This window comes from Gordonia zhenghanii, from assembly GCF_021738965.1.
Lineage (GTDB): Bacteria > Actinomycetota > Actinomycetes > Mycobacteriales > Mycobacteriaceae > Gordonia > Gordonia zhenghanii.
Map to the genome: position 1 here is coordinate 116,401 of NZ_JAKKOQ010000001.1, position 12,936 is coordinate 129,336.

The window sequence follows — 12,936 nt, forward strand, 5'->3', positions numbered from 1 at the left end:
TTCGATCGTGGCGCCTGCGATGTTCACCAGCGCCGTGTCGTCGTCGACCACGGACAGCATCGCCTGAGCAAGTGGCGCGAACGCCTCGCTGCGCACCGGGTTGAGCGCCTCCACTAGCGACTCGAACGGTACGTCTGCGTTCCCGAAGGCATCCAGGTCATGTCGCCGCACCGACCGCACGAGATCGCTGAACGACTCGGCCGGGTCGACCTTCGTCCGCAGAACCAACGTGTTCACGAACATGCCGACGAGCGGATCGAGAACCTGCTGACCGCGACCCGCGATAGGAGTCGACACGACGACGTCGTCTGTCGCGGCTTCGCGCGCGAGCACGGCCGACAGTGCTGCGTGGACGACTATGAACGGCGTGGCATTCGCAGCACTCGCGAAGTGTGTGACCCACTGTGCAGTGTCTGCAGGCAGCGAGATGCCAACCTGCGCACCACGATTGGACGCTACGGCGGGACGAGGCCGGTCGGTCGGCACCTCAAGGACGTCCGGAATCCCCTCGAGCCGACCCTTCCAGTAGGCCAACTGACTGCCGAGCACCGACGTCTCATCGGACGGGCTGCCGAGCTCCGAGCGTTGCCAGATCGCGTAGTCGGCGAAGTCCACCTCGAGCGGCGCGAACTCAGGCGCTGCACCTTCGGATCGTGCAGCGTATGCAGTGACCAGGTCACGCACCAACGGCACCATCGACTCACCGTCCGCGGCGATGTGGTGAGCGACGACGGCGAGTAGATACTCGTCATCGGCAGCACGCCACAACCTCACGCGAAGCGGCCACTGTGCCAACAGATCGAATCCTTCGACCACCGACGCTTCGACGTCGGCCTGCGATTCGACGACCGCCCAGTCCAGCCCCGCCGAGACCCCCTCGGTCCCGCTGATGTCCTGGTACGGCACTCCATCGACGGCAGGGAACGTGGTTCGGAGCGGTTCGTGCCGGACCACCAAGTCGACCAGCGCTTCACGGAGAGCGTCTACTCGCAGCGGACCGGTGATCTTCAACAACGTCGGAATGTTGTAGGCGCTGGTACCCGGATCGAACTGATTGATGAACCAGACACGCTGCTGCGCGAGTGACAGCGGAATCTGTTCCGGTCGCGGCATGCGGCTGACGGGTGGCAGAGCACTCGCGCGTCCCGCGACGGCGACCGCCAGTTCGCGAGCTGTCGGTGAATCGAACACATCCCTGATCGACACGTCGACCCCGAGTGCCTCCGACACTCGTGAGACGAGGCGCATCGCCGACAGCGAGTTGCCACCGGCGTCGAAGAACGATTCCGTCACCGAGACTTGCTCGAGCCCGAGAAGATCGGCGTACACCGCGGCGACCACGGCTTCGTCGTCCGATTCGGGCGCCACGTAATCGGCCAACTGCAGCACGGGTGCAGGCAATGCCTTGCGATCGACCTTGCCCGATGACATCAACGGCATCACGTCGACCGGCATCCACACAGACGGGCGCATGTACTCGGGAAGCGCGGCCGTCACCGATCCCTTGACGATGTCGGCGTCGAGGTCGCCCGGCGAGTAATAGGCGACCAGCTGCTGACCGCCACCGATCTCAGCCACTGCGGCGGCAGCATGGACCACTCCGGGCGCTGCAGCCACTGCTGCCTCGACCTCACCGAGTTCCAGACGCTGACCTCGCAGCTTCACCTGGAAGTCCGAACGACCCAAGTACTCCAACTGGCCCGCAGCATTCCAGCGGACCAGATCGCCGGTGCGATACAAGCGGCTGCCGGGCGCACCCGAAGGATCCGCGACGAAGCGCTCCGCGGTCAGATCAGGTCGGCCCGAATAGCCGCGGGCGACCTGGACCCCACCGATGTACAGTTCGCCGACAACTCCGCCCGGGACATCGAGAAGACGTGAATCGAGAACTCGCGCAGTGGTATTCGCAATAGGCTTACCGATCGGCGGATGAGATCCGTCCACCACCGTGTGCTCGACCACGTAGTTGGTCGCCTCGGTCGGCCCGTACTGGTTGAGGAACACAGCGTCGGGCAGGTAGGTCGTCACCGCGTCGGCCAGCACGCCGTTCAGCGCATCGCCACCGGTCTGCAGGAGCCGCACCGAACTCAGCGCACGGCTCCGGCCGTCCGCATCGTGTTCGAGAATCGCCGAGAGCACGGCGGGGACAGCCTCGAACGCCTGGATGCTTTCGGCTTCGATCACATCCACGAGGTAGTCGATGTCGCGATGGCCTCCGGGACGCGCGACGACTAGGCGTCGCCCTGCGCCGAATGACCAGAAGAACTCCCACACAGACGCGTCGAATGTGTATGGGGACTTGAGTAGCGCACTCTCGATCGATGCCTCCGCGAACAGCAGCGCCGTGCGGTGCAGGTGTGCGCGGAAAGCTCGGTGACTGACCGTCACGCCCTTCGGCCGACCGGTGGAGCCGGACGTGAACATCGTGTAGACCGCCGACTCCTGGTGTAGCGGCGCGATCCGATCCGCGTCGGTTACCGAACGCCCGTCTCGACCCTCGACGTCGACCGTCGAATCGACAGTGATCGGCCTCAGTGCGGGGAGGTCAGCAACACCGTCCGGCACCTGTCCAGGTGCAGTGAGTACGATCTCGAAGCTGGCGATCTCCGCCATGTAACCGATTCGGTCAGCAGGCGCGTCGATGTCGATCGGAACGTACTGTCCGCCTGCGACGACAACGGCGTGCATCGCGATCAGCATCTCGATGGACCGATCGACGCACACGCCGACCGCGACGTCCGGACCGACGCCCGCCCGAATCAATTCCCTGGCAGTGGCGTTCACACGACTCGACCACTCACCGAACGTCACATCGCGGCCCTGGAACGAGATAGCCACCGCTCCGGGTTCAGGCAGCCCTGCGTCGGTGAGGTAGTCGGCAACAGTCTCGCTGGGGACTGAAAGATCCGGCCCTCGGCCCAGGTCGACGATCGCCTCGAGTTCTTCTCCGGCCAGCAGTGCGCTGTCGCCGATCGGCCGGCCCGGCTCCACTGTCATCGAGTCGACGAGGGAGACGAAGCGCGTAGCGAACGACTCCGCGGTGCTCGGGTCGAACAGGTCCGTCGCGTAGATGAGGGTGGCTTCCCACGGACCGTCGTCATTCGACGAAAGGATGAGTTCAAGATCCATCTCGGTCCGCTGCGCCGGAGGCTCGACGGCCTCGACGGTCAGGTCACCGGAGGGAACGCTGATACCGCGCGCCGAGCGACCGGGATCGAACGACAGGAGTACTTGAGCGAGCGGTGCGAACGACTCGCTTCGCGTCGGACTGACGGCGTCGACGACGGACTCGAAGGGAGCGTTCGAATGCTCGAATGCTTCGAGGTCCGTGGTGCGCGCCTGTGCCAGCAGTTCGCTGAACGTCATCTCTGCTTCGACGCGCGCACGCAGAACCAGAGTGTTCACGAACATACCGACCAATTGATCCAGCACAGCAGACCCGCGGCCGCCGACAGGTGTGGCGACGGCGATGTCCTCGCTCGAGGAGAGTCGCGCCAACAGTGCGGACAGCGCAGCATGCACCACCATGAACGGTGTTGCGCCGTGTGCCGCCGCAACGTCCGTTATCCGGTCGGCGACGGCGCGCGGCAGGTGGAAGTGTGTCTCGGCGGCGCGGCCACTGGAACTCTGCGGCCGAGTACGGTCGTTCGGCAGGTCGAGCACATCGGGCAGACCTGCCAACTGGTCCCGCCAGTATGCGAGTTGCCTGCCGGTCTCCGATGCAGGATCCGATCCCGCGCCGAGGACCTGATGCTGCCAGATCGCGAAATCAGCGAACTGAACCTCGATCGGTGCGAACTCCGGACGCGTGCCCGTCGACCGCGCCTGGTACGCGGCGACGAGGTCGCCGACCAACGGGCCCATCGACTCACCGTCGGCGGCGATGTGGTGGACGACGATGGCGATCACGAATTCGCGCGGACCGCTCTGCCACAGGCGAGCACGGATCGGCCACTGCACCGAGACGTCGAAGCCCTGCGTCACAGCGGCGTCGAGCAGATCCTTCGATGGGACTACCGCCCAGTCGATGTGCTCGTCGGCCGCCGCGCGTGCACCGATCTGTTGGTACGGGTCTCCGTCGATCGACGGGAACGTCGTTCGCAGCACCTCGTGGCGCTGCACGACGTCGACGAGAGACTGCCGCAGCGCATCGACATCGAGATCGCCGGTCAGCTTCAGTACGGCCGGAATGTTGTACGTTCCCGCATCCGGATCGAGGTTGTTGATGAACCAGATGCGCTGCTGTGCGAACGACAACGGGATGCGGTCCGGACGTGGTTCGACCGCAATGACGGGCGGAAGGGCATCCGTGCGATCGGCCACCGCTGCCGAGAGTTCGCGGACACTCGGCGCGTCGAAGACGTCACGTACCGACACCTGCACGCCCAGCGCTTCCGCCGACCGAGCAGCCAACCGCATAGCCGCGAGCGAGTTGCCACCGAGGTCGAAGAACGACTCTTCGACACTGACCTGTTCCACGCCTAGAAGACCAGCGAAGACGTCGGCGAGGGCCGCCTCGTCCTCGGTCTCCGGCGCCACGTATTCGGCCTCCACCAGCTCGGGATCGGGCAACGAACGGCGGTCCACCTTGCCAGCGGAGTTCAACGGCATCACGTCGAGGAGCACCCACGCCGTCGGCCGCATAAACTCGGCCAGTCCTTCGGCGAGCGAACTGCGGACTGCGTCGAGGTCGACCGTCGCCGGGGCCGCGTAGCCGACCAGTTGATCGCCTGCCGCTCCGGCGACGACGCGAGCTGCGCCGTGCACGACGCCGGGCGCCGCCGCGATCGCCGCCTCGACCTCGCCGAGTTCCATTCGCTGGCCACGCAGCTTCACCTGGAAGTCGGTGCGACCCAGGTATTCCAGGTCGCCCGATCGGCGACGGCGCACCAGGTCGCCGGTTCGGTACAGACGAGCCCCCGGAGCCCCGAAGGGATCCGCGACGAATCGCTCGGCAGTCAGGTCCGGACGGGATGCGTAACCGCGCGCCGACTGCACGCCGCCGAGATACAGTTCTCCCGCGATACCGGCCGGAACCGGGTGGAGTCGCGCATCGAGGACCAGCGCCGAAGTGTTCTGCATCGGATGCCCGATCGGCACCACGTCCACCACGTCGTCGAGCTCCGCCGACATCGTGTAAACGGCGGCCTCCGTCGGACCGAACAGGTTGACGACGCGCGCGTGGGGTACGCGGTCGGAGAAGCGGTGATAGACGGCAGGCGGCAACGCCTCGCCACCGCTGAACAGCACCTGCAGACCGGGCAAGAGGTCGGGTTCGTCGACCACGTCCAGGAACACCGACAGCATCGATGGGACGAACTGCACCACCGTGACGTCGTTCTCCGTCATCACATCGGCGAGGTACTGCGGGTCTCGGTGGCGTTCTGCATCGGCGATCACCATGGTCTGCCCTGCGGTGAGCGGCCAGAACAGTTCGAGCACCGACGCGTCGAAAGTGTGCGGCGTCTTGAACAACAGTCGCTGCTGTCCGTCCGGGATCAAGGAGTCGAACCACGCGACGAAGTTGACCACCGCGCGGTGCGAGATGGTCACGCCCTTCGGGCGACCAGTGGAACCCGAGGTGAAGAGCGTGTACGCCGCATCGTCCTGGCTCAGCACAGCCAGACGCTCGGACGGGTCGAGCAGAGTCGAACCTTCGGGCACCGTTCGATCGACGTCCACGTCGATGACCCGTGCGGTCGCGCCGAGAACCTCGACGGCTGAGGGCGTCGGCCGCCCGGCTTCCACCAACACTGCGCCGACTGCCGCAGTGTCGATCATGTACTGCGACCGATCAGCAGGGGCGTCCGGATCGATCGGCACGTACTGGCCACCGGCCGCCATGATCGCGTGAATCGCGATCACGGTCGCCGCGCTCCGGTGCATAGCGACGCCGACCGCGACATTCGGGCCGACGCCGGCATCGATCAAGGTGCGCGCGAGCGCGGAGACGCGAAGACCGAACTCCTCATAGGTGTATGTCCGGCCTGCCTCGATCAGCGCAGCTGCCGTCGCCGAATCAGCGGCACGAGATGCGACGAGGCCTGCGATCGTCTCCTCGGTCTCCGCGACGCTTGCCGCGGCCGACTCGGCGACGAGCGCCGCCCACTCCGACTCGTCGACCAACGCGACGTCGCCGACCGCGCGGCCGTCGTCACCGAGAACGCCTGCGAGCAGACGAACGAATCGGCTCGACATCGCGTCTGCCGTCGACCGGTCGAACAGGTCGGTCGCGAACGTCATGATCGCGGACCAGTCCTGATCCGGCTCGCCGGTAGAGACCGTGAGGTTCAGGTCCACCTGTGCGGGCGCCTCAGTGATCTCGACGGGAGTCACCGTCATTCCGTTCACCGTGGCCGCCGTCGTGGCCGCATCGATCGGATCGACCGACAGGATCACTTGGACCAGCGGCGAGAACGCCTCCGAGCGGATCGGATTCATCGCGTCGACGACCGACTCGAACGGGACGTCGGCGTGCGCGAACGCATCGAGATCGCCGTCGCGGACGGCCTCCACGACCTCGCCGAACGGGCGCGAGACGTCGACTTCGGTCCGCAGGACGAGGGTATTGACGAACATACCGACCATCGCATCGAGCGACTGCCTGCCACGACCGCCGATCGGCGACCCGACAGCGATGTCCTCGCCACCGGTGAGGCGAGCGAGGAACACCGCGAAGGCGGCGTGCAGAACCATGAAGCGGGTGGCGCCGTGACGTGTCGCGACCTCGTCGATACGCCGCGCGACGTCCGACGGGATATCGAACGTCAGCAGTTCGCCTCGGTGGGTCGCCACCAGTGGCCGCGGGCGGTCGCCCGGGAGATCGATGACATCCGGGACACCGGCCAGTCGGTCGCGCCAGAACGCGAGTTGCCCACCGAGGATCGACGCCGGATCGTCTGGTGATCCGAGTACCTCGCGCTGCCACATCGCGTAGTCGGCGAACTGCACGTCCAGCGGTGTGAACGTCGGCGCGGAGTCGTTGGTCCGTGCGCCGTAGGCAGTGAGCAGATCGGCGGCGAGCGGCGCGAACGACTGCCCGTCGAAAGCGATGTGATGTGCCACGAGCGCGAAGGTGGCCTCGTTCGGCCCCGCCTGTAGCAGTCGTGCTCGCAGGGGCCACTGCTGCGTCACGTCGAATCCGCGGCGCAGGTCCGAGTCCAGTTCGTCCGCGGACGAGACGATCCGCCAGTCGAGCCGTTCGTCGATCGTGTCGGTCGACGCGACAGCTTGGTACGGGAACCCGTCGGCATCGGGGAAGGTGGTCCGCAGCACCTCGTGCCGCGCCACCACGTCGGCGGTCGCAGCTCGCAGTGCGGCGACGTCGATCTCTCCGGACAATGCGAACACTGCCGGGATGTTGTACGTGGGGAGTTCGGGCTCCATCTTGTTGATGAACCACATCCGCTGCTGAGCGAACGACAGCGGAATGCGTTCGGGGCGGGACTCGACGGGCATGACCCGCGGCAAGGCCGATCCCCGACCGGCGACTGCGGCAGCCAACGCACGCACCGACGGCGCATCGAACACGTCCCGGATCGACACCTCGACCCCCAGAGCATCCGACACCCGCGCCACCAGGCGCATCGCCGACAACGAGTTACCACCGGCATCGAAAAACGACTCCGTGGCCGACACCCGCTCGGTATCGAGCAGCGCTGCGAACACCGCAGCCACTTTCTCCTCGACATCGCCCTCGGGCGCCACATACTCCGCGGCCTCGATCACCGGCGCAGGCAACGCCTTCCGGTCGACCTTGCCCGACGACGTCAACGGCATCGCATCCATCGGCACCCACACCGACGGGCGCATGTATCCCGCCAGCGCACCACCGATCCCGTCGCGCACCACGTCCACACCGACATCAGCCGGCGAGAAATAACCGACCAACTGCTGACCGCCGGCCGCCTCGACCACCGACGCAGCCGAATGCACCACACCGGGAACTGCACCGATCGCGGCCTCGACCTCGCCGAGTTCCAGACGCTGGCCACGCAACTTCACCTGGAAGTCGGTGCGTCCCAGATACTCCAACTCCCCCGAGGACGTCCACCGCACCAGATCACCCGTGCGATAGAGCCGCTCACCAGCACTACCCGACGGATCGGCGACGAAACGCTCCGCAGTCAGATCCGGCCGCGCCGCATACCCACGCGCAACCTGGACGCCGCCCAGATACAACTCACCCGGGACGCCCACCGGCACCGGCCGCAACCGCGAATCGAGCACCACCGTCGACGTGTTCGTCACCGGTCCACCGATCGGAACCACCGACTCGCCGACCCGCACCGCGTGCGCCGTGACATCGACCGCGGCCTCCGTCGGGCCGTACAGATTGTGCAGCCCCACATCCGGCAGCCGCGTCAACAACGAATCAGCAACCGCAGGCGTCAACGCCTCACCCGAGGCGAACACGTACCGCAACGACTCCAACGCCGCGACACGCTCGCCGAGCACATCGGTGAACGCCGCGAGCATCGACGGCACGAAGTGCATCACCGACACCCGCTCCTCAGCGATCACCTGAGCCAGATACTCCGGATCGCCATGGCGCCCCGGTTCGGCGATCACCAACGGCACTCCGGACATCAACGGCCAGAACAACTCCCACACCGACACATCGAAGGTCGTCGGAGTCTTCTGCAGCACCCGGTCGGCGCCGGTGATCGGATACCAGTCGTTCATCCACGCCAAGCGATTGAGCACCGCCCGATGCGACACCGTCACACCCTTCGGACGCCCCGTCGAACCCGAGGTGAACAAGGTGTAAGCCGCGTCATCAGAAGCCAGAGCCGACAAACGATCCGCATCGGTGATCGGTGAGACATCGACCACCGCACCTGAGCAGTCCACGCCGACGACCTGCACTGCACTGCTCGACACCGGACCCGGAACGGCCGCACGACCGCCCACCAGAACGACGCGGGCGCCCGACGTCGCGAGCATGTACTGCACACGCTCGGCGGGAGCATCCGGATCCACCGGGACGAACTGCCCGCCCGCGGCCACCACCGCGTGAATCGCGACCATCATCTCCACCGACCGCGGAATACACACCGCCACAGCCGAATCCGGACCGACACCTACCGCGATCAACTCACGAGCCAGCGCACTCACCCGAGAACCGAACTCGCCGAACGACACGCTCCGCGCCGCGAAGACCAACGCCGGATCGTCACGATGACGCTCCACGCTCGCCCGGACAGCAGACGCCAACGACCCCGCAGGGACCGGAGCCGACGCACCACGAGCGAATCCGTCGACCACCGACCGCTCGGCGGACGACAGCACATCGACATCGCCGACCGGCGCGTACGGGGCTGCGGTGAGCGCATCGAGGAGTGCGACGAACTTCGCCATCATGCCGTCGACCGTCGACGGGTCGAACAGATCTGTGGCGAAGGTGACTGACCCGGTCCAGTCGTCGTCCTCCGTGGTCGACACCGCGACCGTGAGGTCGACCTGCGACGGCACCGAAGGCGATTCGAGTTGCTCCATCTCCAGGCCCGCCACCGAGATGCTGCCGGACCGACCGAGCGACGCGGCCGGATCGAACGACAGCATGACCTGTGCGAGAGGCGCGAAGGCTTCACTCCGAGTGGGACTCACCGCATCGACGACGGCCTCGAACGGCACCTCGACGTTCGAGAACGCGTCGAGATCCGTGGATTTGACCGATTCGAGGAGGCCTGCGAACGACACCGTCGGGTCGATCGCCGTGCGCAGTACGAGCGTGTTGACGAACATGCCGATCTGGCGATCGAGAGCGGCCTGCCCACGACCCGCGACGGGAGTCGACACCGCGATGTCGTCAGTGGCAGAGAGTCGTGCGAGGAGAACGGCCAGTGCGGCGTGAGCCACCATGAACGGCGTTCCGCCGTGCGCTGCCGCGACCTCGCGCACGCGCGCAGCAACGTCCGCGGGGACGGTGAATTCACGCTGCGCCCCACGGTACGACGCGACCGCAGGTCGCGGACGGTCCGACGGCAGAGTGAGCACGTCGGGCACGCCGGACAGTTGCTCGCGCCAATATGCGAGTTGGCCGCCGACCACGGAGTCCGGGTCGGTCACTTCGCCAAGGACCTCGCGCTGCCAGAGCGCGAAATCGGCGAACTGGATCTCGAGATCGTCGAACTGCGGAGCACTGTCCGCCGCCCGCGCGCGGTAGGCGGCGACGAGGTCACCGATCAGCGGGCCGAGCGATTCACCGTCGGCAGCGATGTGATGCACGACGAGGGCGAAGACGTGCTCGTCCGGGCCCACCGAGATCAGCCGAGCGCGGATGGGCCAGTGCCTGGTCAGGTCGAAGCCGGTGGTGACGGCGGCTTCGACAGCGCCTGCCGCTGATCGAACGGAGTCGCCTGCTGCCGATCGAGCGGAGTCGTTTGCCGCTGATCGAGCGGAGTCGAGATCGGTCTCGACTCCGCTCGACCAACGGGCGGAAGTCTCGTCGTCGCTCGAAGTCTCGACTCCGCTCGACCAACGGGCAGAAGTCTCGTCGCCGTGCGGGGTGAAGTCGAGGGAGGCGGCCACTTCGCTGGCGGGCGCGACCTGCTGGAAAGGTTCTCCGCCACGGTCGGGGAAAGTCGTGCGCAGTACCTCGTACCGCTCCACGACGTCGACGAGTGCCAGGCGCAGTGCTTCGGCGTCGAGCGGGCCGGTCAACCGTAGAACTGCGGGAATGTTGTATGTGCCTGCTGCGGTGTCGAAGCGGTTGATGAACCACATCCGCCGTTGAGCGAACGACAGCGGCACTAGGTCGGGACGCGGGTCGATCCGGGTGATCGGCGGCAACGCATGCGTTGTCGTCTCCTGTGCGCGCATCGCGAGTCCGCGCACTGTCGGAGCCTCGAACAGGTCTCGCAGATTCAAGTCGACGTCGAGTGCCTCACACGCCTGGCCGATGATCCTGGCGGCGAGCAACGAGTTGCCGCCGATGTCGAACACCGACTCGATCGTGCTGACTTCGTCGACCCCGAGAGCTTCGGCGAAGATCGCGGCCAGCGTCGCTTCCACGTCGTTCTCGGGAGCGACGTACTCGACGGTCGCAGTGGCCACCGGCTCCGGCAGAGCCTTCCGATCGAGCTTTCCGTTGACGTTCAGTGGGAGCTGATCGAGCACCATGATGACGTCGGGGACCATGTAGTCCGGAACCTTCGTCGCCGCGAATCGCCTGATCTCTGCGACGTCCAGGTCGGCTCCGTCGGCGGCTGCTCCCACGACGTACCCGACCAACTGGTCCGGGAAGCCTTCGCGCTCTGCGATAGCTGCCGCTGCGGCGTTGACACCGTCGGCGGCCAGAATTCCTGCCTCGACCTCGCCCAACTCGATGCGATATCCGCGTAACTTCACCTGACCATCGGCGCGTCCGAGGAACTCGAGACTTCCGTCGCGGAGCATCGCGACATCGCCGGACTGGTACATCCGACTACCGGCTGCACCGAACGGATCAGCGACGAAGCGAGTCGCATTCAGCTCGAACCGACCTGCGTACCCGCGAGCCAACTGATCGCCCGCGAGGTAGAGGTCGCCGGGCACCCCGTCCGGCACTCGGACGAGTCGCGAGTCCAGCACGTACACCTGCGATCCGCTCAGCGGCAGACCGACATCGCTGGCGTCCGTCGCCGCGACGAAGTCGGGTGTCAGAACCCGTCGCGTCATGTAGACGGTCGCCTCCGTCGGCCCGTACATGTTGTTGAGTTCCGGCCCGTCGTTGCCGTCGAACTCACGGCGGTCGGCGTACCACCGGCGTACCTGCGCGAAATCGAGAGCCTCGCCGACGAAGATCATGGACCGGACGGTCGGTGACAGTGTGCCGGTCGCCGGAGGACGAAGCGCACCGGCCAACTGGTAGAACGCCGACGGCGTCAGATTGACGACCGTCACCTGTTCCCGATGCAAGACCTCGGCGAACACGTCAGGAGAGCGCGTCGTGAGGAAGTCGAGGACCACGAGTCGGCCACCGAACGACAGCGCCACCCAGATCTCACCGACCGACACGTCGAACGCGTACGACTGGAACATCGACCACACGTCATCCGACGAGTAGTCGTACTCCACGTTCATCGCCGATAGAAGGGCGACCACGTCGGCGTTCGTCACCACGACGCCCTTCGGTCGGCCGGTCGAACCCGAGGTGTACATGACGTACGCCGGATGCGAGCCGTCGATCCGGTCCGGGATCCGGCTGCGCAACTCGTCGGTGGCGAGTGCGCTCTGCGCTGCCACCGTCGCGAAGTCGGCGTTCAGAGCAGTCCAGTCAGACGCTGTGCTCTCATCGGTGATGACCAGTACCGGTTTGGCGTCGTCGACGACCGATGCAAGACGGTCGATCGGGTGCGACCGGTCCAACGGCAGGTACGCCGCGCCGGTCTTGACGACGCCCAGAAGCGCGACGATCAGTTCAGCCGTCCGCGGCAGTGCGATACCGACCAACTTCTCGGGTCCGGCGCCTGCCGCGATCAGGCCCGCTGCGAACAGGTCCGACTGCTCGTCGAGTTCGGCGTACGTGAACTGCGCACCGTCCGTGTCGGTGAGCGCGACGCTGTCTCCCATATGCGATGCGGCCGCACGGAAGATTCCAGCCAACGATCCGACGTCAGACGATCCGAGTACGCCGAGTGCGTCGGCGCGCAGTCGCTCGACCGCTGCGCTCGTCTCGACGGCGACCTGTGCTGCAGGAAGGTCCCGTTTCGGTCCCAACGCGGTGATCGCGGCCCCGACGGAGACGTCGGGATCGATGCCTTGCGCTGCCAGCACTCCCGCAGTCGCGGAGACTTGCGCATTCAGAGCCGAATACAACACCGGCCCGGCGGCTCCGTCGAAAGCCACCCTGGTCGGTTCCGCCTTCGCGACGAACGCCACCAGATCCACCGTCGTGGGGCGTGCGCCCCACGTCCGGGCAAACGCGTCAGCAGTCTCGGTACCCAACATCGT

General features: G+C 66.3%; 1 protein-coding gene (only partly in view). It reads right to left on the bottom strand.

Annotation, left to right across the window (positions count from 1 at the left end):
- Window positions 1–12,933, bottom strand: partial view of a non-ribosomal peptide synthase/polyketide synthase gene (locus L5G32_RS00505; protein ID WP_237009057.1) — the 5' portion only. Its footprint begins 11,340 nt before the window's first position; 12,933 of the gene's 24,273 nt are visible here — the first part of the coding sequence; its start codon is at window positions 12,931–12,933; the stop codon falls past the left edge of the window.
- Window positions 12,934–12,936: the final 3 nt, after the last annotated feature.